The organism is Aeromonas enteropelogenes (assembly GCF_000819845.1).
Taxonomy (GTDB): domain Bacteria; phylum Pseudomonadota; class Gammaproteobacteria; order Enterobacterales; family Aeromonadaceae; genus Aeromonas; species Aeromonas enteropelogenes.
This window is the reverse complement of sequence record NZ_CDCG01000011.1, coordinates 35,212-59,224: the sequence shown is the minus strand read 5'-3', so window position 1 is coordinate 59,224 and position 24,013 is coordinate 35,212. Positions and strand designations below refer to the sequence as shown.

Here is a 24,013-nt window from a genome sequence, read left to right as displayed (position 1 = left end):
GCACTCCTATCAAGATTTGCCCAGGTTCAGGGTCTGCTGCAGCATCTTCTTGGCCGAGTCTGCAACCTGAACGTTGGTCTGGTAACTGCGCGAGGCGTTGATCATGTCAGCCATCTCTTCCACCATGTTGACGTTGGGCTTGAAGATGAAGCCGTCTTTGTCCGCCATGGGATGGTTGGGGTTGTACTCTTTGAGCAGGGGAGCCTTGCTCTCAACTATCCCCTTCACCTCAACGCCGACTGACCCTTGTTTATCCGACATGGCCTGGTCAAGCTGGGCGGCAAAAATTGGCCGCCTGGCATGGTAAGTTGCCTCCACACTCGAACTGACGCTGTCTGCGTTGGCCATATTGCTGGCCACAGTGTTGAGTCGTACCGACTGGGCACTCATGGCCGAGCCTGCTATGTCAAAGACCTTGAACAAACTCATCACTGATCTCCTTTCAGGGCCTTGAGCAGGCCACTGATCTTGCCATTCATGAATTCGAGGGAAGTTTGATACTCAAGGCTATTTCGCAAAAACTCGCTGCGCTCCTGCTGGACATCCACCGTGTTGCCATCACCGGTATCAGGTTGCAGCGGGTTGCGGTACTGCACGGTTCCCGGCGCATCCATATTCAGAGCAAAGTGCTTTTCACTGGTGGTCGCCAATCCAAACCCCTGTTGATGCTGGGCTTCCTGCAACGCTTGAGCGAAATTGAGATCCCTGGCCTTGAAACCCGGGGTATCCGCGTTGGCAATGTTGCTGGACAGCACTTCTGCCCGTTTGGCACGCACGCTCAGGGTGTATTGGTGAACCCCGAATGCCTTGTCGAATGAAATAGCCATAGCACACCTCCTGCTTGGAGTATTTCTTAGCAAGAGCTATGCCAGAAAAGCTTCATATCAATAGAATACCCAGACAGGCAATCCCCGACTTGGCGGTGGGTCGCTCAAAGAGGCTGGCATACTGTCAGTCACGATCAAACGCAGACAGGTACAGTCAGATAAAAAAATGAGGGAAGCTGTCGCTTCCCTCATTGATGATTCATATGGTGCGAGAGGATCCCGCAAACCCTTGGATGGCGTGGCCCCAAGGCTTATTTGACCTTGTAGACAATCCCCGGATTGCAGCGGATCATCTCGAACCGGTCGGTCAGCCCTGCCAGCGACTCAGAAGCCCCCAGCATCAGGTAACCACCCGGGTTAAGGCTGGTGGCAAACTGGTTAAGGATCTTCGACTTCACTTCCGGCGCAAAGTAGATGAGTACGTTGCGGCAGAAAATAATGTCAAATTTGCCGAGCAGGCTGTAGCTCTCCAGCAGGTTGAGCGGTCTGAAGGTGGTCAATTTTCTGACTCGCTCGACCACCCGCATCTTGTTGTCGCCACAAGGCTCGAAAAACATCTTCTTGCGCTCGGGAGAGAGGCCGCGTGCCAGCGCCAGGCTGTCATACACCCCTTCCTTGCACTGGTTAAGCATAGTGGTCGAAATATCCGTTCCCACGATCTGGACGCCACCCGGCAGGGTGCCCGGCTTTTTCATCTGCTGCTCCAGCGCCGTCATGGCTATCGAGTAGGGTTCCTGTCCGGATGAAGAGGCCGCAGACCAGATTTTAACAGGGCGGCCACTCTTGCCCAGTTCGGGAAAGATCTTGTCGGTCAACAGCTGAAAGGGGTAGGTATCGCGAAACCAGAGGGTTTCGTTGGTGGTCATGGCATCCACTACCGCCATTTTCAGGTCACGCTCTCGCACACTCATTGCACGGGTAACCAGATCAGACAGACTCTCAATGCCAAACTGAGCCATCAAGGGTGAAAGACGGCTCTTCACCAGATACTGTTTGTTATCGCCCAGCACAATCCCGCTCTGTATCGCCAGAAAATTGCTGAACTGTTTGTATAAGTCGTCCGAAAGTGTCTTCATGCAGCTGTTCTTCTTTTATCAGAGTGCATTTTGTACGGCCTTGGCCAATTCATCGGGCTGGAACTTGGCAATAAAATTGTTCGCACCGACTTTCTGCACCATTGCCTGGTTGAATACTCCGCTGAGGGATGTATGCAGAATAACATGCAAATCCTTGAGGTTGGGATTATTCCGGATTTCAGCCGTGAAGGTATAACCATCCATTTCCGGCATCTCTATATCCGAAATGACCAGTGCAATCTGATCCTTGATCGGGCCATTTTTGGCCATCTCCAGCAACATGTTCAGTGCATCCCGACCATCTTTGGCCAGCACGCACTCCACTCCGATAGCCTGCAGCGCACGCTGCACCTGCTTGCGAGCAACAGAGGAATCATCGGCTACCAGCACGGGACGACCCAGTGTCGGGTGTTCAACGCTCGCTTCCACCAACTCTTGGCTCACTTCAGTTGAGACAGGGGAGATCTCGTTCAGGATGCGCTCTACATCCAGTATCTCGACCAGCTCCCCATCCACCTCGGTGACGGCCGTCATGTAGTTGATACGACCCGCACCTTTGGGGGGCGGCAGAATGGACTCCCAGTTCATGTTGATGATGCGCTCGACCGAGTGCACCAGAAACCCCTGAATGGAGCGGTTGTATTCGGAAATGATGATGAAACACTTGCTCAGATCTTCGATGGGACGTTTGCCCATCGCCATGCTCAGGTCGATGACCGAAATGGTCTGGCCACGAATATGGGCGACCCCGCGAATGCAGGAATTCAATTTGGGCATCACGGTCAGAGGGGGACACTGCAGCACTTCACGTACTTTGAATACGTTGATGCCAAATCTTTGACGACCATTGAGACGAAACAACAACAACTCCAGCCGGTTTTGCCCCACTAGCTGGGTGCGTTGGTTGACCGAGTCCAGAATACTGGCCATAAACACTCCCTAAAAACGCTTGGCACTGTTCATGCATGCGTAATGGATTGCGTCAGACTATCGATGTAGAAACGAACAAATCCTGAAGCAATCATAGTTAATTTGGTGATATGCGTGGATAACTTATCGACCAACGAGCGAAAATGATTAATCGACTTTTACTCATCAGCCTTTTTTTCGGCAGCATCTCCTCCAGCTACGCATCGGACGTCACGGACTACCTGCAAGAAAGAGCGCAAGAATTCGTCTACGAGCAACTGGCTGTGCCGCTTGATGCCAGGGCGGAGGTCACTGCAGCGACTCTGGATGAGCGTCTACCGCTGACCCGTTGTGAAGACAGCCTGACCATCACCCTCCCGGCAAAAATGGAAATTCGCCGTAATACAACAGTTTACATGAAGTGCGAGGAAGACAAACCCTGGGATGTCTATTTGCCTGTGCGGGTGAGCATCCAGAAACCCTATGTCACCGTCACCAACCCGGTCGCAAAGGGGGATCTGCTGACCGAAAGCCAGCTGGTACTGGCCTATCTGGATCAGACCCTGATCCGGGGCGACTACCTCAGTGACACCACGGCCCTCATAGGGGTGCGAAGCAAGCGGGAACTCAAGCCGGGGCAACCCGTCCGGTTAAGCCAGGTCTGCGTGGTGTGCAAAGGGGATCAGGTCACCCTGACCGCAGAAAATAACCACTTTGAAATCAAAACAATGGCCCGAGCCTTGCAAGATGGCAGCTTCGGAGAGATCATCAGGCTCGTCAACATTCGCTCCGGTAAAACCGTGCAGGGAAAGGTCAGCGCAGTGGGTGCCGTCACGGTCACTTTCTAATATCCGGATCGTCGACAACTTTTTTCTAAAGTTCTGACCTAGCGTACCGATAAACAGGTAAGCGAACCTTAAAGCAGACGAAGGTAATCAAAATGGCCATCAACAATATCAACAACTTGGCGAACAATCGGTTGCAAAATACCGGTAACAGCCAGGGAACAGGCAGCAAATCGGTTGCCTCTTCCCCCGACAGCAAGTCCACGGCGGTCAGACAGGATTCTGTCTCCCTGACCAACGAGGCCCAGCAATTGCAAAAGATGCAACAAAACCTCAATGCCGCCTCGACCGGCAATGAGAGCAAAGTCGAACGCCTGAAAAAGGCCGTTGCCAGTGGCGAATACCAAATCAACAACGAAGCGGTTGCCCGCAAGATGTTCAGCTTCGAAACCAACCTGGATAAAATGCTGGGATGATGGACCTGCCTTCGTTACTGCACACTCAGGATGACTACCTCACCCGGATGCAAGGCATTCTGGAAGAGGAGTTCAACCTGCTCAAACAGCACCAGGCACTGGCCCTGCCTGAGCTGAGCGAGCGCAAACAGCAGCTGTTGAGCGCCATCGAGGCGCTGGACAAGACCCTGGCAGCGTTGCCTGATCTGGCGCAGCAGCTGGCTGCCTATCCAGACCAGATGGTACAGCTGCGGGAAAAACTGGATGCCTGCCAGAGCCAGAATGACATCAATGGTCGCCTGCTCGAACTCAGCATCGTATCGAATCGCCGCCTCGCCGGCTTCTTGAGCCAGCTGCGTGATCGCAACAGCCTCACCTATGACGCCAAGGGCAATACCCGCTCCGGGACCCGCTCCTACGGCATCAAGGCCTGATCTCCCCATCAGGCCTTTTGCATTTCTCCCGCTCGGCTAGAGCACCAGTCTCAGCAATTCCCTTCCGTCCGTACAGGCGTTGACCGTCAGTACGCCAGCGTCATAACGGCCATAGCTGGCCGGCAAGTCGCCGCGCGGAAAACAGATAGACCCCGGATTCATCAAGATGCGCTCCCCCTGCCACTCCAGCACGGGCACATGGGTATGGCCGCTCAGAAACAGACTGCCCGCCGGCAAGGCGATGTCATCGGGATGATAGAGATGACCGTGGCTGACAAACCAGCGCCGCTCATCGACCAGCAACTGGTTGTAGGGGGCGGTAATGGGAAAACGCAGCAGCATCTGATCCACTTCCGAATCACAGTTACCTCTGACGGCCAGGATCTGCGGTGCCAGGCCGTTGAGTCGATCGGCGACTGCGGCCGGGTTATACCCTTCCGGTACCGGATTGCGCGGCCCATGGTTGAGCAGATCACCCAGCAGCAGATAGTGATCCGGCTGCCAGGGCTCGAGCTGGGTCAGCACCCGCTCCAGGGCGATGATACTGCCGTGGATGTCGGAAATAATGGCAAGTTTCATGAAATGCTCCTCACTGCGGGCTGAAATAGAGATCCTTGGTGGCAATCGCCCCCTTCAGATTCTGGCTCGGCAATCCGCGCAAGGCGGGATCGACCAGACGCATCTGATTGTAGTGGTAGACGGGAATGACGGGCACCTCGTCGACCAGCAACTGTTCGGCATGCTGATAGAGCGCGCGCCGGCTCGACGCATCCAGGGTGTTGGCCGCCTGCTCCAGCAAGAGGTCAAAGTCGGGATTGCAGTAACCGCTCTCGTTGCGCACGTCCTGGCAGCGGAAGCTGTTGAGCATGGCGGAAGGCTCCACGTAATCACCGAACAGGAAGGAGCGCGCCACCATGAAGTCGCCGCTGTCCTTTGCCACCTGATAGGCCGCCCACTCCATGTTGTTGAGCGTCACTTCCACCCCCAGCGGCTTCCACATGGCGGCGACCGCCAGGGCCAGCTTCTTGTGGTTTTCCGAGGTGTTATAGGTCAGGGTCAGTTTGAGGGGACGGGCGCGGCTGTAACCGGCCTCGGCCAGCAGCTCGGCGGCTTTGGCCAGCCGGCTCGGCAGATCCTGTGACGCCTGCGCCGGATGCAGGGCGTCATACCCCGGCATCTGGGGTAGCAGAGACCAGGCAGGCGGCTCGCCCTGGCCGCTCACCTTGTCGGTCAACAGAGTGCGGTCGATGGCCATCGAGAGCGCCTGGCGCACCCGTACATCCTGCAGCTCAGGGCGACGCAGGTTGAAGGTATAGAGATAAGTACCCAGCAGCGGCAGACCCCAGATCCGCTCGGGGGTAGCCTGCTTGATCTTCTGGTAATACTCCAGCGCCACCTTGTTGGTGAGCTGGATCTCCCCCGCTTCGTAGCGCAGCCGCTCCGCATGCTGGGAGGCGAGCGGCAAATAGGTCACCCGCTGGATGCGGGTATGGGCATCATCCCAATAGTGGGGATTGCGCTGCGCCTCGAGCCGTTCGTTGGGTACCCAGCTCTCGAGCTTGTAGGCGCCGTTACTGACCAGCTTGCCGGGCTGGGTCCACTGCTTGCCAAAGCTGGCGATGGCCTTCTCGTTGACCGGCACGAAGGGGCGCTGGCTGATGAGCTGCAGGAAGTAGGGTACGGGACGTTCCAGCGTCACCTTGAGGATCTGATCGCTCTCGGCCTCCACCCCCAGCATGTCGGGCTCAAGCGCCCCGGCGTAAATGGACTGGGCATTGTTGATGCCGGTTGCCAGCAGAAGGCCCGCGGAAGGGGAACCTTGTGCCGGATCCAGCAACCGCCGCCAGGCGTAGACAAAATCCCGGGCGACCAGCGGCTCGCCGTTGGACCACTTGAGCTGAGGGCGCAGGAAGAAGCGCCACACCAGACCATCGTCACTGGTCTCCCAGCGCTGGGCCTGGGCGGGCACTATCCTGCCCTGGCCATCTTCATTGACCAGCCCCTCGAACAAATCCACCAGCACCACTTCGCCGGGAAAGCCGGAGCGCACCTGGGCAGGGTCGAGTGATTCGGGTTCGGCGCCATTGCCCTTGACCAGGGTCTGCCTGTCGGAAAGCTGAGGCTGCTGCTCAACCGGGGTAGCGTGTGCCAGCGGTCCGCTCAACACACCAATCAGGAAGGGAGAGAGCCAGCGTCGTGCCAGCCCGGGGGAAAGACCATACCGCATTACAACAACCTCGAATAAACCACCTGCAGGGGGGAAGGCCGACGGCGCGCCTGATGAATGCCTGATGCCGCCCTTGTTATCCCCGAAAACGCCCCGTATTGTATCGGGCTTGCCCGAGAGATGGAGTCTTTCGGGTTAATTTTTTCAGGAGTTTTTTATGGGGTATGAATGGCTGGCTCTCGCTTCGGCCAGTTTGTGGGCCGTGGCCGCCCTGATTTCGGTCACACCGGCCCGCCATCTGGGGGCATTTGCCTACAGCCGCTGGCGCATGTTCCTGGTCACCTTGATGCTCGGCACCATGAGTCTGTTCACCGGTGGCTGGCAGACGCTGTCGACCTCCACCCTCCCCTTGCTGGCGCTCTCCGGGCTGGTCGGCATCTTCATCGGGGATACCGCCCTGTTCGCCTGCATGAACCGGCTGGGCCCCAGACGCAGCGGTCTGCTGTTCTCCTGCCATGCGCTCTTCTCCGCCCTGCTTGGCCTGTGGCTGTTCAACGAGCAGCTCACCGGCTGGCGACTGCTGGGGGCCTTGCTGGTATTTAGCGGGGTGATGCTGGCGATTCTGTTCGGGCGACGTTCGAGCAGCGCATGGGAGCAGATCCGCGGCAGCCTGGCCGTGGGCATTGGCCTTGGCCTGACTGCCGCCCTCTGCCAGAGCGTGGGGGCCATCATTGCCAAGCCGGTGATGATGAGTGGCGAGGTGGACGCCGTGAGTGCCTCCGGGATCAGGATGGGCAGCGCTCTGCTGGCCCACTGCGCCCTGCGGCTGGTGCGCCTGCCCCTGGCCATGCCCCTCAAACCCGTCACGCCGCGGATCCTCGGCATGATCGCCGTCAACGGCTTTCTGGCGATGGCCCTCGGGATGACCTTGATCCTGGTGGCATTGCGTGAAGGAGAGGTCGGCATGGTCGCCATTCTCTCCTCCACCACCCCTGTCATCCTGTTGCCGCTGCTCTGGTGGCACTCGGGGGAACGCCCCTCTGCGGCTGCCTGGGGCGGCGCCCTGCTGGCCACCTTGGGCACGGCGCTGGTGCTGGGCGTCAGTACGCTCTGACGCCCGAGACTTGACGCGGCGAGATCAGAACAGGGCGATCTCGTCGGCGGTCAATTCACGGTATTCACCGGGAGCCAGGTCGTCATCCAGTTGCAGGCCGCCAACTCGCTCCCGGTGCAAGCCGACCACCTTGTTGCCGATGGCGGCAAACATCCGCTTCACCTGATGGTACTTGCCTTCGTGGATGGTCAGACGTGCCTCGCACTCACCCAGAATTTCCAGCTGGGCAGGGCGGGTTTTCTCGGTCTCGCTGCGCAGCAACACCCCTTCGGCAAACAGCGCGATGGCATCCGGGCTCACCGGATCGGCCAACCAGACGTGATAGGTCTTGGCACACTCGTGGCGCGGCGAGGTGATGCGATGGGACCATTGACCATCGTCGGTCACCAGCACCAGGCCTGTAGTATCGAGGTCAAGGCGACCCACCACGTGCAGCTTGCCCATGGCGGGTTCATCCATCAGGAAGAACACGGTCGGGTGATCCGGATCGTCGTTGGAGCAGACATAGCCTTCCGGCTTGTGCAGCATGAAGTAGCGGTTGCGCCGATCCAGGGTCAGGGTGACACCGTCGAACTCAATCTGGCTCTCTTCATTGATGTGGAAGGCAGGCTGCTTGACCACAATCCCGTCCACCATCACCTCTCCCTGGCGGATCAGTTTGCCCGCGAGCGAGCGGGTCAAATCGGAACAATCGCAAATAAATTTATCAAGCCGCATTCACAACCTCGGAGTCCAACAACGAAAGGGGCGTCATTATATCGGGCAGGGGCGACAACGCCACAGTTAAGGCGCGCGCAATTGTGACGAAGCCATTATCCGATGGTACACTGCAACGGTGCGGTTCATTGGCACGACCCCATAATAATAAAAGTCAGGAAGCACCATGAAGTCTCAAGCATCCTATCCCGTCATCCCCGTCAACAAACTCAAACCCGGCATGTATGTCATCGCCATCGCCAGTCAGACAGGCGGGATGGAGATTGCCCAGATGGGACTGGTGAGCAACCAGGCCCAAATCGACCATCTGATCCGGCTGGGGGTACTGACGGTGCGTATCGATCTGGCCCGCAGCAAACTGGGCAGTGCCGACAGCGACGCTCTTGCTGCACCGGATCCCGGCACCAGTACCGCCCACGGCGAGCGCCATCTTCGCGGCAGCGGTGAAGGACGGGAGCTGAAGATCCGTCGCCTCTATCAGGAGGCCCGCGAACTGCAGGGCAAGTTCATCCGCCATCTCAAGGCAGGCGAACCCATCGACATCACCCCCCTCGCCGAAGTGGCCGAGGAGATGGTAGACACCATGTTCACTCACGGTGATGCCATGCTCTGCCTGGCTCGCATCCGGGCCAAGGATGCCTACCTGATGGAACACTCCATGAACGTGGCCATCCTGCTGGCCAACTTCGGCCGCTATCTGGGGCTGGAGCGCAGCGTTTTGAAGGAGTTGACCCTGGGGGGGCTGCTGCACGACGTGGGCAAGATCATGACCCCGGACGAGGTGCTGCACAAACCGGGGAAATTGACCGACGAAGAGTTCGCCATCATGCGCCAGCACGTGGTGCACAGCTACGGCATCCTGAAAAATACCAAGGGCATCACGGCCACCATGCTGGAGGTGGCCGCCAATCACCATGAGCGGCTCGATGGCAGCGGCTATCCCCGCAAGCTGAAGGGAGATCAACTCTCCCTCCATACCCGCATGAGCTGCATCGTCGATGTGTACGATGCCATTACCGCTGATCGGGTTTATAAAACCGGCATGCAGCCGACCCAGGCGTTTCGCATCCTGCTCAAGGGGATCAACCAGCACTTTGATGCCGAGCTGGTCACCAAGTTCATCAAATGCATGGGGGTCTATCCGGTGGGTACCCTGGTCATGCTCTCGAACCAGCGGCTGGCCATCGTGATGCAGCGCAACGAACAGCAGCCGCTCAAGCCGGTGGTCAAGGTGATCTATCATGCCACCCAGCGTCACTACCTCGAGGTACAGTGGCTGGATCTGGCCAAAAGCAACGTGCAGGAGAGCATCGAAAGCACAGTCGATCCGAAAGAGTACGGCATCAACCTCGCCAACTTCTTCTGACGTTCCCCCGGCTTGTCAGGACTGGCGCTGGCTGCCGAGCCAGTGCTGGACCAGAAACTCCTCATCCAGCGGCGAGAGATCAAAGCGCAAGCTGACCTCTTCAATCGCGGCGATATCGTATTCGTGATGCTCGCTGAGCCAGCGTACCGCCCGGCGCAAATCCTCGCCATGGGGGAGAAGCAGATGATCGCTCATGGTATACCTCCGACAAACCCGATGGTGGCCATCCAGATTGGCCACCTTCTTCCAGTCTAGTCGGCCGGCGACACGTACCCTCCCCCGTCACTCCTTTTCGATTCAGCGGCCGAAGGCGCGCTGCCAATCCTGATCAAATTTGACCAGCGCCGCATCCACCGCTGGCACTCTCAGCAGTTGTTCCGCCACATCGAGCGGCAGAGTGATGGACTGGCAACCCGCCAGCAGGCAGTCGAGGGCCTGGCGCGGGGTGCGGAAGGAAGCCGCCAGCACCTTGCTCTTGGGTGCGTGCAGCGCCAGCAGTTGCTGCAGCTCCTGCACGGTGGCGATGCCATCGCCCCCCTGGGCATCCAGCCGGTTGACATAGGGCGCCACGTACTCGGCCCCGGCCACCGCCGCCAGCCAACCCTGCAGCGGGGTATAGACGGCAGTCCCCAGGGTCGGTACCCCATTGGCTGTCAGGGTCTTGATGGCTGCCACCCCCTCTTCGCAAACCGGGATCTTGACCACCAGATCCCGATCCAGCTCCCGCAGCGCAAACGCCTCGCGCACCATCTCGGTCTCGCTCTTGGCCATCACCTGGGCAAACAGTCGCCCCTTGGGCCCCAGCACCTCGCGCAGAGCGGGCAGCAACTCGGGCAGCGGCATACCACCAGCAGCGGTGATGGAAGGATTGGTGGTGACGCCAGCCAGCGGCAGGATCCGTGACCAGCGGCGCACCGCGGCCACATCGGCAGTATCGAGATACAACTCCATCTCTGACTCCTTTAGGTTGGGGTGTTCAATCTGCCGTCATTTTAGCGATAAAACATCCACAAAACTCTTGATCAAAATCAAATCAACTTTCGAACGAAAGCAAATAAAATAAAAACAAAAGGAGGCGGTATGATTTTCGACCTGCAACGTTACTCGACTCACGATGGCCCCGGCATTCGCACCCTGGTGTTTCTCAAGGGGTGTTCCCTGGCCTGTCGCTGGTGTCAAAACCCGGAAAGCCGCTCTCCCAGACCGGACATCCTACTCGACCGGCGCCAATGCATCGAGGGATGCCAGCTCTGCAGCCAGGCCTGTCCGGCAATCTTGCGTGACACCCGGGGCATTCAGCTGGATCGTGCCGCCCTCGCTAAGCAGGACGTAGAACGACTGCGCGATCTCTGCCCGAGCGAGGCGCTGCAGGTGTGCGGCCGGGAAGAGAGCCTGGAGAGCCTCATGGCTACCATCTTGCGGGATCGCCCCTTCTTCGAGCGCAGCGGCGGTGGCGTCACCCTCTCCGGTGGCGAGCCCTTTATGCAGCCCGACTTCGCAGCCACCCTGCTGGCCCGCTGCAAACAGGAGGGATTGCATACCGCGGTGGAAACCTGCCTGCACGTACCCTGGCACCAGATTGAGCCGAGCCTCCCCCACCTGGATCTGGTGCTGGCCGACCTCAAACACGTCGACCAGGCGCGTTTCTTCGAGTGGACCCGCGGCAAGGTGGCGCGGGTCCAAGACAACCTCAAACGCCTCGCCAAGACTGGTATTCCCATGCAGATCCGGGTACCGCTTGTTCCAGGTTTCAACGCCGACGAGGCCAGCATCGCGGCCATCGTCGCCACCGCCGCGAGCCTTGGCAACGTGCAGGAGATCCACTTTCTCCCCTACCACACCTTGGGAATGGGCAAATATGCCCTGCTGGATCAGCCCTATCAGGCCCCCAGCCAACCCCTTGATGCCCCCGAGTTGCTCGCCTTTGCCCATGATTGCGCCCGGCAACGGGGGCTGACCCCCATCACCCGGGGATAGGCACACCACCATGACGCAGACACAGACCCACCAGAGGATAAGATCATGACCCAGCTCGACCTCACCACCCTCACCCCGCGGATCCGCGCCCACAAGGAGAGCCTGATCCACATAGTCCAGCCGCCGGTCTGCACCGAGCGGGCCCGCCACTACACACAAGCCTACCAGGCCCATCTCGCCCGCCCGCTACCGGTGCGCCGCGCCCTGGCGTTGGCCCACCACCTCAAGGAGCGCACCATCTGGATCAGGCACGACGAGCTCATCGTCGGCAACCAGGCAAGCCAGGTGCGCGCCGCGCCGCTCTTTCCCGAGTACACGGTCAGCTGGATTGAGAAGGAGATCGACGAGCTGGCAGACAGGCCAGGTGCCGGCTTTGCGGTGAGCGAAGAGGACAAGGAGGCTATCCACGCCCTCACTCCCTTCTGGCGCGGCCAGACGGTACAGGATCGCTGCTACGGCCTCTTTACTGACGAGCAAAAAGCGCTGCTGGAGAGCGGCATCATCAAGGCCGAGGGCAACATGACTTCGGGAGATGCCCACCTCGCGGTCAACTACGAGGAGCTGCTCACCCTGGGGCTTGATGGGTTCAAGGTCAAGGTGGCCGAGCGACGCGGCCGGCTGGATCTGGCTGACTGGGCGGATCTGCAGCGCGAGCAGTTTTTGCAGGCCGTTGCCATCACCCTCGATGCAGTGAGCAACCACATCGAGCGCTACGCGACCCTAGCTCGCGGCATGGCGGAGCAGGAATTGTGCGCCGAGCGCCGTGACGAGCTGCAGAGCATATCGCTCAACTGCGCCCATATCGCCCACCAGCCTCCCGAGACCTTCTGGCAGGCGCTGCAGCTGTGTTACTTCATCCAGCTCATCCTGCAGATTGAATCCAACGGCCACTCGGTCTCCTTTGGCCGGATGGACCAGTACCTCTACCCCTGGTATCGCCGCGAAGTGGAGCTGTCAGAATCCCTGCCGCGCGAGCACGCCATCGAGCTGCTGCAGGGCTGCTGGCTGAAACTGCTGGAGGTGAACAAGATCCGCTCCGGCACCCACTCCAAAGCTTCCGCCGGCAGCCCGCTCTATCAAAACGTGACGATTGGCGGCCAGGTCTGGCAGGATGGTCAGGCTCATGACGCGGTCAACGGCCTCTCCTACGCCATCCTCGAATCCTGCGGCCAGCTGCGTTCCACCCAGCCCAACCTCTCGGTGCGCTACCATGCCGGCATGAGCGAAGATTTCCTCGATGCCTGCATCCAGGTGATCCGCTGCGGCTTTGGCATGCCCGCCTTCAACAACGACGAGGTGGTGATCCCCGAATTCATCAAGCTCGGCGTGAGCGTGGAGGATGCCCACAACTACGCCGCCATCGGCTGCATCGAGACCGCAGTGCCCGGCAAATGGGGCTATCGCTGCACCGGCATGAGCTTCATCAACTTCGCCCGCATCCTGCTGGCGGCGCTGGATGGCGGCCGCGATGCCACCACGGGCAAGATCTTCCTGCCCCAGTCGCAGTCGCTGCGGGAAGGATCATTCAGCAACTTTGACGAGGTGATGGCCCGCTGGGACGAGCAGGTACGCTATTTCACCCGCAAGTCCATCGAGATCGACTGCGTGGTCGACAGCGTGCTGGAAGCGCAAGCTCACGACATCCTCTGCAGCACCCTGGTGGACGACTGCATCGAGCGCGGCAAAACCATCAAGGAGGGAGGCGCCATCTATGACTGGGTCTCCGGCCTGCAAGTGGGGATCGCGAATCTGGGCAACAGCCTGGCGGCGCTGAAGAAACTGGTGTTCGAACAGGGCATGGTGGATCAACGCGAGCTGGCCGATGCGCTGGAACAGGACTTTGCGGGGCTCGCCGGCGAGCAGCTGCGCCAGCGCCTCACCAACGCGGCCCCCAAATACGGCAACGATCTGGACGAGGTGGATCTGCTGCTGGTTGCGGCCTACCAGAGCTACATCGACGAGCTCAAGGGGTTGCACAACACCCGCTTCGGCCGCGGTCCCATCGGCGGCACCTACTATGCCGGCACCTCTTCCATCTCGGCCAACGTCCCCTTTGGCGCGGCCACCATGGCTACCCCAGATGGCCGTCATGCCCGCACCCCGCTGGCGGAGGGGGCAAGCCCCGCGTCGGGTTCGGATCGCCTGGGGCCAACGGCGGTGTTCAACTCCATCGGCAAGCTGCCCACCCAGGCCATCCTCGGCGGCGTGCTGCTCAACCAGAAGCTGAGCCCGGCGAGCCTTGAGAACGAACGGGACAAGGCCAAGCTGATGAGCCTGCTGCGCACCTTCTTCGAGGTGCACAAGGGGTGGCACGTGCAGTACAACATCGTCTCGCGGGAGACTCTGCTGGCGGCCAAGGCCAACCCGGATCAATACCGGGATCTGGTGGTGCGAGTGGCCGGTTACTCGGCCTTCTTTACGGCCCTCTCTCCGGATGCCCAAGACGACATCATCGCCCGCACCGAACACAGCCTCTGACAATGGACGGGAGGGTCCATGCCCTCCCGCCTTTTTTGGCAGAGGAGCACGCCACCTGTACCATACCCCTGTCCTGGCCATCCCGGCTCCACGGACAGAGGGCAAGATGTTATGATTGCCCGCCTGGCTCATATGTCGCTGCTTCAAGGCACATCGATGAGGCCGGACCCATGTTAGCGGCAGGCGCCAAGCGCTCCTGCCATCACCGACTCTTGTATGCGAGCCCCCATGAACCCACGCCACCAACAGATCCTCACCCTGGTCCATCAGGCCCGCAAGATGAGCGTCGCCGAGCTGGCGCAACATACCGGCGTATCGGAAGTCACGGTGCGCAACGATCTCACCGCCTTGGAAAAACAGGGTCTGCTCAAACGGGTGCATGGCTCGGCCATGGCGCTGGAAAGCGATGACCCGGACGCCCGGATGAACATCAACTACCTGCTCAAAGAGCGCCTCGCCGAGCGGGCGGCCCAGCTGGTGGAAGATGGCGAGACGGTCTTTATCGAGGGGGGCAGCGCCAACGCCCTGCTGGCCCGCCACCTGGCCCTGCACAAGCGGGTCACCATCATCACCATCAGCAGCTATATCGCCCATCTGCTCAAAGACACCCAGGCCCAGGTAGTGCTGCTCGGCGGCCTGTTCCAGCACCAGAGCGAGAGCGTGGTGGGCCCTTTGACCCGCCTTTGCATCGAGCAGGTGCACTTCTCCAAAGCCTTTATCGGGGTCGATGGCTTTCACCCTGAGGTGGGATTCACCAGCCGGGACATGATGCGGGCCGATGTGGTCAACAGCGTGCTGGCCAAGGGAGTAACCAATGTGGTCATCACCGACAGCAGCAAGTTTGGCGCCATTCACCCGAGCCCCCTCGGCAAACCCGGCGAGATCGGCGTGCTGGTCACCGACGATGCCCTGCCTGCCCCCATGCGGGCGGCGCTCGCGGCGCGCGGCCTCACCCTGCACTGCGTCACGGCCTGAAGCCGCTAATCAGGCCAACCCCGGCGTCCCGCGCAGCCGGATGACTTGACGCCCGCCACCCTGCCCGGAGTATGCTCAACCCCTTGCGCCGCCCGCAGACAGACCACCTGTGGGCGGCGTCTCTCGCACAAGGACCCAAGATGCACATCAAGGATAAATGTCTAGCCGCCCTGGTCATCCTCTGCTGGGGGCTCAACTTCGTAGTGATCAAGTGGGGGCTGGAGGGGATCCCGCCACTGCTGCTGGGGGCGCTGCGCTTTATCGGCGTCGTCTTCCCCGCCATCTTGCTGGTACCAAGACCCGCTCTCCCCTGGCGCTGGTTGCTCGCCTATGGCGGCACCATCAGCCTGGGCCAGTTTGCCTTCCTGTTTTGCGCCATGAAATTCGGCATGCCGGCGGGCATGGCCTCCCTGGTGCTGCAATCCCAGGTGCTCTTCACCCTGTTGTTTGCCATGTTCTGGCTGGGGGAGCGCTGGCAACCCCACCACTGGGTTGCCCTGCCGCTGGCAGGTGCCGGGCTCTACCTTATCGCGACCCAGGGGGCGGGTAACCTGACCCTGCTCGGCTTTGCCCTGACCCTCTGCGCCGCAGCCTGCTGGGGCCTTGGCAACGTGATCAATCGCCAGATTGGTCTGCGCTATCAAGCCGCCCTGCCGAGCCTCATCGCCTGGGGTGGCCTGGTGCCCATTGTGCCGTTTCTCGCCCTCTCCTGGTTGTTCGAGGGGCCCGAACGCATCACGAGCAGCCTGCAACACATCAGCTGGCAGGGAGTACTCTGCGTGCTTTACCTCTCGCTGATCGCCACCTGGCTCGGCTACGGCCTGTGGGGGCGGCTGCTGATGCGCTACCCGGTGGCGCAGGTGGCTCCCCTCTCCCTGCTGGTGCCCTGCGTCGGCATGGTGGCGGCGGCCCTGTTGCTGGACGAACACCCCACCCCCTTGCAGTGGCTGGGCTCGGCCCTGGTGCTGCTCGGCTTCGTGGTGCACCTGCTGGGGGGACGGCTGCGCTGGTTGAGGCCACAGCCAACCCCTTGATTGCTTCGCGTTATTTGCCTCTGACCATTGACCCGCTCGGGGAAAATTTCCATGATGGCCCAATCCCCATCGGGAGTGGTGTCACCCATGAGTGATCTGCAGGATGCAGCCAACAGGAGAGCAAGGATATGCCATCGACCATCGCCGCCGGGGGGCGAGCCTTCCCCTATCTGATCCGCGCCACCGCCATCACCCTGACCCTGTGCTGGAGCCAGATTGGCTGGAGCGCCGCCCTGCCGGCCGATCTCACGTGGGAGAGCAACAACACGGATCCCGTCTATGGGGATCCGGCGGCCAAACGGGGCGGCACCTTCCACACTTTCATGACCAGTTTCCCGCTCACCCTGCGCGTCTACGGGCCCGACTCCAATGGCGGCTTTGCCGGCTATGTCAGGGAGACCAACCTGCCTCTGCTCGGTACCCATCCGCTGACCGGCAATCCCATGCCGCTGCTGGCCAATGAGTGGGCCTTCGGACCCGACAACAAGACCCTCTATTTTCGCATCAACCCCAAGGCGCGCTGGTCGGACGGCAAGCCGGTCACCGCCGATGACTGGCTGTTCGCCCTCAAGATGCTGCGCAGCAAGGAGATCAACGACCCCTGGTACAACAACTACTACAGCACCCAGATAACCGACGTCACCAAATTTGATGATCATACCCTGGCCATCACCAGCGGCAGCGAGAAGAGCCGGCAAGATTTGCTGGACTCCCTGCCCTTCACCCCGGTACCGAGCCACGCCATCAAGCTCACCGCCAACTGGGTCAAGGAGTACAACTGGAAGGTCTTGCCGGTCACCGGCGCCTACCGGATCGGCGAGGTGAAAAAGGGCAAGTCCATCACCCTGGAGCGGGTCAAGGATTGGTGGGGAGATGAGGAGCGCTACTTTCAGTATCGCTTCAACCCGGACAGGATCGAGATCAAGGTACTGCGGGATCAGAACATCGCCTGGCAGCACTTTCTGCGCGGCGATCTCGACACCTTTGGCCTGACCATGCCCAACTGGTGGCACGACAAGACCAAGGTTCCCGAGTTCGAGAAGGGCTATATCGAGCGGACCTGGTTCTATAACCAGACCCCGCAATCTCCCATGGGGCTCTACCTCAACACGGCGGATCCCTTGCTGCGAGATCTCAACGTGCGGCTCGGCATCCAGTACGCCCTCAACCTCGACAAGATGCTCACCACCCTGCTGCGGGGAGATTATCAGCGTCTCAACAGTTACGGCTCGGGCCAGGGGGATTTTACCAATACCGAGATCAAGGCGCGCCCCTTCGACCCCAAACTCGCCCGGGAATACTTTGCCAAGGCTGGCTTCAGCAAGGCGGGGCCAAACGGGATCTTGCAGGATGACAAGGGACAACCGCTGACCCTGACCATCACCTACACTACGGCGGAACATGCCCAGCGCCTGACCCTGCTGCGCGAAGAGGCGAAAAAGGCGGGACTCAATCTCGAGCTCAACCTGATGGATGCCTCGGCCGGCTTCAAATCCATGCTGGAGAAGAAACACCAGAGTGCCTGGATGGCCTGGAGCGGTGGCCGTTATCCTGCGTATTGGGAGTTTTTCCACAAGGTCAACGCCAACAAGCCCCAGACCAACAACATCATGAACATAGATGATGACGCAATCTCGACCCTGGTGGAACAGTACGACAAGGAGTTCGACTTCGCCAAAAAAGCGGCACTGTCACGGCAGATCCAGCAGCGGCTCTATGAGCTGGCCAGCTTCGTGCCAGCCTATCAGGTGCCCTATACCCGGGAAGGGGCCTGGCGCTGGATAAAGCTGCCCAAGGTGCCCGCCACGCCCAAGAGCGAACTGCTCTACTGGCCCCTCGATGGAGGCAACAGTGGCTACAGTTACGGCGGTCTGCTGTGGATTGACGAGGCCCTGAAAACCGAGACGAAGGCGGCCATCAAGCGTGGCCAGACTTTCCCCCCGGTCGTGCGAATAGACAAAACCTACCTGCAGCCTTGAACGCCCCTATCCCCCAACAAAAGACCCCGCTCATTGGCGGGGTCTTGTTATTGCAACTGACCGGTTGCGGGAACAGGTCGCCGTCGCTTAGCCGCGCTTGGCCTGCTTCTGGGCGATGGCGTCGGCCACGTCGGCCGGCTCCAGCACGATACCTTCCTGATCCGGAGTCGGGAACACGGCGACACACAGCTCGTCCTGCTCCATGCCGTCGATCCAGCGCTCCAGCCACACCTTCAGGGTGATGGACTGTGGCTTGCAGTCGGCCCACTCGCCTTCGGCCCACGCCTTGGCGTACTCGGGATGCGGCCATACCGGGATGCAGTCTTCATCGTCGGTGGTCAGCATCATGACGCCGTGCTCATCGGTCAGCACGTAGAGCTCTTCATGCTCGACCAGCTTGCTGATGAAGTGATCGTATCGGTAGTCGGCATTCAGTTGCAGCGCGGCATTGCGCTCGGTGTCGCTCAGTTCATAACTCATCGGCCAAGTCTCTCTCTCGATAAAAGGGCGCCATGTTCACATCTTGTGGTCAGCTTGTCCAGCTCGCCGCCCCCGGCACCGAATGAGGGGTTGGGGCGCCCACAAGAATAGGGCAGAAGCACGCCACATAGCGGCTCCTACCAGGATATTTCGTCAAAGTTCGGGGGTAACCAGCTCGATCTCCGCCACTTCGCTCAGCTTCTGGCGCAGCCAGTAGGCGGATTCGACCTCAACAAAGCAAAGCTGATCACGGCCACTGGCCGCCGCGGCCATCAGCTGCTCGAAACGCTGTTGCTGCTGCTGTTGCCAGGCCTGCGCCAGCTTGGTGCCATGGGCTTCATCCACCACCTCGCGGCGCAGTTCGAACAGGTTGTCGGTGATGGGACTGTTGATCTTGGCGGCGCTGTGCCAATACATCAGGAGGTTGTCCATCATCTCGGCATCATAGTTGGCCAGGGCATCGAGCTCTGCCGTGGCCCCACTAGCGCCGGTGGCAAAGTCGCACCAGCCCGCATCGAGGGAGGCCAGCTCACCGGCCGACGCCCCTTTGGCGTGCTTGCGCAGCTGGGCGACATCGCTCCCCTTGCGAGCGGGCAGCCATACCTCCCCCTGGCAGGAGTCCAGGAAGGATGTCAGCAATGACGTCTGATAGACGGGAAAACGGGCAGAGAGCGAATGCAGCAGGGATACCAGAGTGATCTTGACCATGGACGATACCTTGAACCGAGCGAACAGTCGCCGACGGACCGTCCGATATAAAAGGAGTGACCTATCCTATCATGTTTGTACGACCCAAACCTTTCGATAAACCGAACGCCAAGTACTTGATAACGACCAAAAAAACATCATTCACCCCATACGCCCCCTGCAAAGCGCAATAATTTGAGCCAGCGCCCACTAAAGTGGCGACAGGGATGCTAGTTTGCTTACATCTTTAGCGTAAGGAGTGGATCCATGATTGGTATCGATCAGATTTCGGATGACGTGATAAACCAGTTGAAGATACTGGCTTGCTTTGATCCAGCCAACATGAGCCTGGGGATCAAGTTGCGCAGCGATATGTCCGAGGAGCTGTGCCAGGCGGCGGCTCGCCTGCATCAACAGGGACTCATCAGCGCGGAAGATGGCGGCTATCTCACCCCGTTTGGCATGACCATGGTGGAGCATCTGCAGCACCTGCTGGTCGCACTCAAGCCTGTTTGACGGGTTGCGGTGCCCAGAGCGAAAAATTCAGCAATTTCCAATGCCGTCCCTGATGCAGGTGACAGGCAAACAGCAAAGGACCTTCGGGTCCTTTTACTTTGCCGTCCACCAGCCACTCCCCTTCCTTGCCAGGCAGAGGCCGGGCCTGTATCTCGTCAGGCTGGCGATCACTGCCCAGGCGCACCGCCACGAATTGCCGGCAGACACTTTGTGCCTGCATGGCAGTTTGCACCGGCACTTCCGGTGTCGACATGGAGGTAGCAAGGATCAGCAGTGGCAACAGCATGATTCAACCCGCGTCCTGAGCCCTGACGAGCTCCAGATAAACAAAAAGCCGTGGTACCTGAGGCACCACGGCTTTCTTAAATTCTGTAAGATTACAGAGCAGTTACGTTCTCAGCCTGCGGGCCTTTCTGACCTTGGGTCACAGAGAACTGTACGCGCTGACCTTCAGCCAGGGTACGGAAACCGTTACCTTGAATGGCGCTGAAGTGAACGAAAACGTCCGGGCCGTTTTCTTGCTGGATGAAGCCAAAACCTTTGGTTTCGTTGAAAAACTTAACGGTACCGGTGATCATGTTAGACATATCTTTAAACCTGTATTCAAAATAATTACTTATGCTTTTCAGCGGGTAAAGCTCAAAAAACGGGATTAACTTATGAACAACAGGAAAAGATGTAAAACATCAAATTCATTGACATAACTATCGCCCTTTCAAGCTGGATAGGATTATACGTGGCTTTGTAGATTACGCAAACAAATTTGTGCCCTGCGGGAGCAGGGCACAATCGTTTACAGACTCGGCGCTTCCAGTGCTTGTACCAGGGTTTTTAGGAAGCGTGCCGCCTCACCACCGGTGCAGGCTCTGTGGTCAAACGTCATCGACAAAGGCAGTGCCCGAACCGGTCTGGCCTCCCCGTGAATGAAGACCACTTTTTCGAACAATTTCCCGGCCCCTATGATGGCCACCTGGGGGGGCGTCACTATGGGGCTGGCGTAGCGACCCGCGATGGCGCCAAAGTTGGTCAGCGTGATGGTCGCCCCCTGCAGCATCTCGCGCGGCACAGCACGGGCCTTCACGTCGGCTATCATCCGATCCAGCCCTTGGCGGATGTCGGCCCCTTCCCGCTCGGCTACGTTCTCCATCACGGGCACATAGAGCCCATGTCTGGAATCCACCGCAATGGCCACATTGACCTCGTTGAACAGCCGCCTTGACAGGGTCTCACCATCGAACCAGGCGTTCATGGAGGGCTCGGCACGACAGGCCACGCCGATGGCCTTGATGAGACGTACCGTCACGTCTTCATCGGCTCGCCAGTGACGCAAATCCACCTCGTCGGTGATGCTGACCGGCACCACCGTCTGATGGGAGATCTCCATCGCCTTGGCCATGGCCCGGCGCGATCCCTTGAGAAATTCGTTGCCACTACCCTGCATCGCTTCGAAGGCCGCCTGCACATCCTGCTCGGTCACCATGCCGGCATTGCCGCTCCCCTTGAGTCGCTCGATATCCAGCCCCAATTTCTGGGCCAGCAGGCGCACCGCAGGCATGGCCCGCACCAGAGTGCCGCCGGGCGCAATGGCCCCCACCACGAAGTGATCCTCGATATGATGCTGATGGGCGCTCACCTTGCCCACTACTGTGCCGTCATCCTCGCCCCCTTCAAATTCCACCAGCGGGGCGCCGATATGGAGGATATCCCCCTCCTCGCCGCACAGGCGGGCGATCACCCCCGCCACCGGTGAAGGCACGTCCACCAGCGCCTTGGCCGTTTCGACCGAGAGCAACACCTGATCGACCGCCACGGTATCGCCGACCTTCACCTTCCACTCAACAATCTCGGCCTCGGCCAGTCCTTCGCCCAGATCCGGTAATTTGAAAAATTTCATGACCAGTTCTCCATCAGCTGGTGAGCCGCATCCGCGATATCCTGCTCGGTGATGAGGTAATACTCTTCGTTGCGATAATAGGGCACGGCCGCATCCACCCCGGTCAGGCGCTTTGGCGGTGCCTTGAGGGAGGTCAATGCCTGCTCGGTCGCTCGCGCCACAATCTCGGCGCCCACGCCAAAACTGCCACACGCCTCGTGCACCACCAGCAGGCGGCCGGTCTTGCGCACCGAAGCCAGGATAGTCTCCATGTCCAGCGGCTTGATGGTAGCCAGATCCAGTACCTCGCACTGGATATCCTGCTCGGCCAGCAGGTTCGCCGCCCGCATCACCTCCTGCACGCAGGCCCCCCAGGCAACAACCGTGATGTCCCGCCCGGGCCTTAGAGTAAAACAGACATCCAGGGGCAGGCCGATACCGTCATCCACCACGTCGGACTTCATGGAGCGATAGATGCGATCTGGCTCGAAGAACATCACGGGATCCGGATCGCGGATGGCCGAGAGCAGCAGGCCGTAGGCGCGCCGCGGGCTGGAGGGGATAACCACCCGCAGCCCCGGAATATGGGCAAACAGCGCCTCGACGCTCTCGCTGTGGTGCTCGGGTGAGTGGATGCCGGCACCATAGGGTGAACGATAAACGATGGGACAGGAGAGTCGGCCGCGCGTACGGTTGCGCATTCGGGCCGCCTGGCAGATGATCTGCTCCATGCCGGGGAAGATAAACCCCTGAAACTGGAACTCGGCCACCGGCTTGAGTCCCTGGGTCGCCATGCCGACCGCCACCCCGGCGATCAGCCCCTCGGCCAGTGGCGTATCTATCACCCGCTTGAAACCGAACTTGTCGCGAAGGCCCACAGTAGCGCGAAACACCCCGCCATTGACCCCCACATCCTCCCCCAGCACCACCACGTCGGGGTCATGTTCCATCTCGTAGTGCAGAGCCATATTGACCGCTTCCAGCAGACTCATCTCACTCATGGCCAGCCTCCCACTTCATCCCCTTGGCTATGATCCGCTCGCGCTGGGGCAGCAGCTCGGCGGGCAGTTCGGCGTAGTGATAATCAAGCAGTGCCTCCGGTGGTTGGGGTTGCATCGCCTCGTAACGTGCCACTGCCTGCTCCACCTCCTGGCTCGCCTCGGCCAACAGCGCCTGCTCCTGCTGTTCATCCCACCACCCTTGGCTGTGCATGAACTGCCGCAGCCGTTTGACCGGCTCGCGGGCCCAGGCGGCCTCAACTTCAGCCCCGTCACGATAGCGAGTGGCATCGTCGGCGGTGGTGTGATCCCCGAGGCGATAGCTCACCGCCTCGATCAGGGTCGGCCCCTTGCCGGTGCGAGCCCGCTCGATGGCGCTGCGAGCGGCATCGTAGACAGCGACCACATCGTTGCCATCGACCTGCAGGCTGCGCACTCCGGCCCCGATTCCTTTCTGGGCCAGGGTCGGGGCGCTCGACTGCAACTTGCGGGGCACCGAGATGGCCCACTGATTGTTGTTGATGATGATGACCATGGGCAGATGCCAGACGCCGGCGCAGTTGAGCCCCTCCAGAAAGTCCCCCTTGGAGGTGCCACCATCGCCGATGGTGACCACGGCAACCCTGGGCTGGTTGCGCAGCTTGAACGCGGCGGCAATGCCGCAGGCATGGGTGATCTGGGTGGCGATAGGTACGCAGATGGGAAGATCCTCCGAGGGAGTGCCGTCAGCCTTGAGAAAATAGCTGCCCCTCTCATCCCCTCCCCAATACTGCAGGTTCTTCTCCATGGGCACGCCCCGCACGTAGAGGGTGGGCATATCCCGGTAGTAGGGCACATAGACATCCTGCGGCTGCATGGCAAGACCAATGCCGACGCCGACCGCCTCCGCCCCGAGATGGGAGGGGAATGTACCGAGCTTGCCGGTTCGCTGCAGCGCGATCGCTTTCTTGTCATAGCTGCGCACCATCACCATGTTGCGGTAGAAGGTGTGCAGTATCGCCTTGTCCAGCCAGGTCGGCAGGTTAGCAACCTGGCCCCCTTCCGCATCGAGGTAACGAAGGAAAGGGATGTCGACATGGGTCATAACTGGCTCCTTGCCGTTGAGAACGCCACCGGGAGTGGTGACACCTCAAATGTAAATATCATGTTAATGAAAAAGCAAAGGG

At 59.9% G+C, this 24,013-nt stretch carries 27 protein-coding genes; 11 read left to right on the top strand and 16 right to left on the bottom strand.

What is annotated here, in order from left to right:
* Positions 1-9 precede the first annotated feature (9 nt).
* From flgC to BN1123_RS03725, 4 genes are all read right to left on the bottom strand, one after another.
* Positions 10-429 carry a flagellar basal body rod protein FlgC gene (gene flgC / locus BN1123_RS03740; RefSeq protein ID WP_026456459.1) on the bottom strand — a complete coding sequence of 140 codons (420 nt, stop codon included), beginning with the start codon at positions 427-429 and terminating at the stop codon, positions 10-12.
* Positions 429-827 carry a flagellar basal body rod protein FlgB gene (gene flgB, locus BN1123_RS03735; protein ID WP_026456458.1) on the bottom strand — a complete coding sequence of 133 codons (399 nt, stop codon included), beginning with the start codon at positions 825-827 and terminating at the stop codon, positions 429-431. The genes flgC and flgB overlap by 1 nt, the downstream gene beginning before the upstream one ends.
* 251 nt (positions 828-1,078) lie before the next feature.
* Positions 1,079-1,903: a CheR family methyltransferase gene (locus BN1123_RS03730; RefSeq protein WP_042025440.1), complete on the bottom strand. Its 825-nt coding sequence runs from the start codon at positions 1,901-1,903 to the stop codon at positions 1,079-1,081.
* Between the two features lie 18 nt (positions 1,904-1,921).
* The gene (locus BN1123_RS03725; RefSeq protein WP_042025439.1) at positions 1,922-2,833 is read right to left on the bottom strand and encodes a chemotaxis protein CheV; all 912 of its coding nucleotides are present in this window, start codon (positions 2,831-2,833) and stop codon (positions 1,922-1,924) included.
* Between the two features lie 143 nt (positions 2,834-2,976).
* On the opposite strand from BN1123_RS03725, the gene flgA reads away from it, so the two are divergent.
* The 3 genes from flgA (at position 2,977) to BN1123_RS03710 (ending at position 4,486) form a co-directional block, all read left to right on the top strand.
* Positions 2,977-3,660 carry a flagellar basal body P-ring formation chaperone FlgA gene (gene flgA / locus BN1123_RS03720; RefSeq protein ID WP_082037454.1) on the top strand — a complete coding sequence of 228 codons (684 nt, stop codon included), beginning with the start codon at positions 2,977-2,979 and terminating at the stop codon, positions 3,658-3,660.
* A 92-nt stretch (positions 3,661-3,752) separates the two neighbouring features.
* Complete coding sequence (gene flgM / locus BN1123_RS03715; RefSeq protein WP_042025437.1) at positions 3,753-4,073, top strand: flagellar biosynthesis anti-sigma factor FlgM; 321 nt, start codon at positions 3,753-3,755, stop codon at positions 4,071-4,073.
* Entirely contained in the window at positions 4,070-4,486 is a 417-nt protein-coding gene (locus BN1123_RS03710) for a flagella synthesis protein FlgN (protein ID WP_042025436.1), read from the top strand. The genes flgM and BN1123_RS03710 overlap by 4 nt, the downstream gene beginning before the upstream one ends.
* 36 nt (positions 4,487-4,522) lie before the next feature.
* On the opposite strand, the gene yfcE is transcribed toward BN1123_RS03710, so the two are convergent.
* Together yfcE and BN1123_RS03700 are read right to left on the bottom strand one after the other, a co-directional pair.
* The gene (gene yfcE / locus BN1123_RS03705) at positions 4,523-5,065 is read right to left on the bottom strand and encodes a phosphodiesterase (RefSeq protein WP_026457622.1); all 543 of its coding nucleotides are present in this window, start codon (positions 5,063-5,065) and stop codon (positions 4,523-4,525) included.
* Between the two features lie 10 nt (positions 5,066-5,075).
* Entirely contained in the window at positions 5,076-6,713 is a 1,638-nt protein-coding gene (locus BN1123_RS03700; RefSeq protein WP_042025435.1) for a peptide ABC transporter substrate-binding protein, read from the bottom strand.
* 157 nt (positions 6,714-6,870) lie between these two features.
* On the opposite strand from BN1123_RS03700, the gene BN1123_RS03695 reads away from it, so the two are divergent.
* Positions 6,871-7,767 (top strand): DMT family transporter, encoded by an 897-nt coding sequence (locus BN1123_RS03695; protein WP_042025434.1) that lies wholly within the window; start codon positions 6,871-6,873, stop codon positions 7,765-7,767.
* A gap of 24 nt (positions 7,768-7,791) precedes the next feature.
* On the opposite strand, the gene rsuA is transcribed toward BN1123_RS03695, so the two are convergent.
* Positions 7,792-8,484 (bottom strand): 16S rRNA pseudouridine(516) synthase RsuA, encoded by a 693-nt coding sequence (gene rsuA / locus BN1123_RS03690; RefSeq protein ID WP_042025433.1) that lies wholly within the window; start codon positions 8,482-8,484, stop codon positions 7,792-7,794.
* A 166-nt stretch (positions 8,485-8,650) separates the two neighbouring features.
* On the opposite strand from rsuA, the gene BN1123_RS03685 reads away from it, so the two are divergent.
* The gene (locus BN1123_RS03685; RefSeq protein ID WP_042025431.1) at positions 8,651-9,850 is read left to right on the top strand and encodes an HD-GYP domain-containing protein; all 1,200 of its coding nucleotides are present in this window, start codon (positions 8,651-8,653) and stop codon (positions 9,848-9,850) included.
* A gap of 15 nt (positions 9,851-9,865) precedes the next feature.
* On the opposite strand, the gene BN1123_RS03680 is transcribed toward BN1123_RS03685, so the two are convergent.
* Entirely contained in the window at positions 9,866-10,045 is a 180-nt protein-coding gene (locus BN1123_RS03680; RefSeq protein WP_042025430.1) for a hypothetical protein, read from the bottom strand.
* 102 nt (positions 10,046-10,147) lie between these two features.
* Complete coding sequence (gene fsa, locus BN1123_RS03675) at positions 10,148-10,801, bottom strand: fructose-6-phosphate aldolase (protein ID WP_042025429.1); 654 nt, start codon at positions 10,799-10,801, stop codon at positions 10,148-10,150.
* Between the two features lie 129 nt (positions 10,802-10,930).
* Between fsa and BN1123_RS03670 the strand changes: the two genes are divergently transcribed.
* The 5 genes from BN1123_RS03670 to BN1123_RS03650 all read left to right on the top strand — a co-directional run bounded on the left by BN1123_RS03670 (position 10,931) and on the right by BN1123_RS03650 (position 18,293).
* The gene (locus BN1123_RS03670) at positions 10,931-11,827 is read left to right on the top strand and encodes a glycyl-radical enzyme activating protein (protein ID WP_042025428.1); all 897 of its coding nucleotides are present in this window, start codon (positions 10,931-10,933) and stop codon (positions 11,825-11,827) included.
* Positions 11,828-11,872: 45 nt separating this feature from the next.
* The gene (locus BN1123_RS03665; protein WP_042025427.1) at positions 11,873-14,305 is read left to right on the top strand and encodes a formate C-acetyltransferase/glycerol dehydratase family glycyl radical enzyme; all 2,433 of its coding nucleotides are present in this window, start codon (positions 11,873-11,875) and stop codon (positions 14,303-14,305) included.
* Between the two features lie 228 nt (positions 14,306-14,533).
* Positions 14,534-15,280, top strand: coding sequence for a DeoR/GlpR family DNA-binding transcription regulator (locus BN1123_RS03660; RefSeq protein ID WP_042025426.1), 747 nt, complete (start codon positions 14,534-14,536; stop codon positions 15,278-15,280).
* A gap of 140 nt (positions 15,281-15,420) precedes the next feature.
* Positions 15,421-16,314, top strand: coding sequence for an EamA family transporter (locus tag BN1123_RS03655; protein WP_042025424.1), 894 nt, complete (start codon positions 15,421-15,423; stop codon positions 16,312-16,314).
* 128 nt (positions 16,315-16,442) lie between these two features.
* Positions 16,443-18,293 carry an extracellular solute-binding protein gene (locus BN1123_RS03650; RefSeq protein ID WP_042025423.1) on the top strand — a complete coding sequence of 617 codons (1,851 nt, stop codon included), beginning with the start codon at positions 16,443-16,445 and terminating at the stop codon, positions 18,291-18,293.
* Between the two features lie 87 nt (positions 18,294-18,380).
* Here the strand turns inward: BN1123_RS03650 and BN1123_RS03645 are convergent, their stop codons facing one another.
* Entirely contained in the window at positions 18,381-18,773 is a 393-nt protein-coding gene (locus BN1123_RS03645; protein WP_026457402.1) for a DUF2750 domain-containing protein, read from the bottom strand.
* A 153-nt stretch (positions 18,774-18,926) separates the two neighbouring features.
* The gene (locus tag BN1123_RS03640) at positions 18,927-19,481 is read right to left on the bottom strand and encodes a hypothetical protein (RefSeq protein WP_042025422.1); all 555 of its coding nucleotides are present in this window, start codon (positions 19,479-19,481) and stop codon (positions 18,927-18,929) included.
* Between the two features lie 246 nt (positions 19,482-19,727).
* On the opposite strand from BN1123_RS03640, the gene BN1123_RS03635 reads away from it, so the two are divergent.
* Positions 19,728-19,976, top strand: a complete 249-nt coding sequence (locus tag BN1123_RS03635) for a TIGR02647 family protein (protein WP_026457400.1) — start codon at positions 19,728-19,730, stop codon at positions 19,974-19,976.
* On the opposite strand, the gene BN1123_RS03630 is transcribed toward BN1123_RS03635, so the two are convergent.
* The 5 genes from BN1123_RS03630 to pdhA form a co-directional block, all read right to left on the bottom strand.
* Positions 19,963-20,262: a hypothetical protein gene (locus BN1123_RS03630; RefSeq protein WP_042025420.1), complete on the bottom strand. Its 300-nt coding sequence runs from the start codon at positions 20,260-20,262 to the stop codon at positions 19,963-19,965. The two genes, BN1123_RS03635 and BN1123_RS03630, sit on opposite strands and share 14 nt — an antisense overlap.
* Before the next feature lie 91 nt (positions 20,263-20,353).
* Complete coding sequence (locus BN1123_RS03625; protein WP_005302803.1) at positions 20,354-20,563, bottom strand: cold-shock protein; 210 nt, start codon at positions 20,561-20,563, stop codon at positions 20,354-20,356.
* A 206-nt stretch (positions 20,564-20,769) separates the two neighbouring features.
* Positions 20,770-21,870: a dihydrolipoamide acetyltransferase family protein gene (locus tag BN1123_RS03620; RefSeq protein ID WP_042025419.1), complete on the bottom strand. Its 1,101-nt coding sequence runs from the start codon at positions 21,868-21,870 to the stop codon at positions 20,770-20,772.
* Positions 21,867-22,850, bottom strand: coding sequence for an alpha-ketoacid dehydrogenase subunit beta (locus tag BN1123_RS03615; RefSeq protein ID WP_042025418.1), 984 nt, complete (start codon positions 22,848-22,850; stop codon positions 21,867-21,869). Before BN1123_RS03615 ends, BN1123_RS03620 begins: the two co-directional genes overlap by 4 nt.
* Positions 22,843-23,931, bottom strand: coding sequence for a pyruvate dehydrogenase (acetyl-transferring) E1 component subunit alpha (gene pdhA, locus BN1123_RS03610; protein WP_042025417.1), 1,089 nt, complete (start codon positions 23,929-23,931; stop codon positions 22,843-22,845). Before pdhA ends, BN1123_RS03615 begins: the two co-directional genes overlap by 8 nt.
* Positions 23,932-24,013 lie beyond the last annotated feature (82 nt).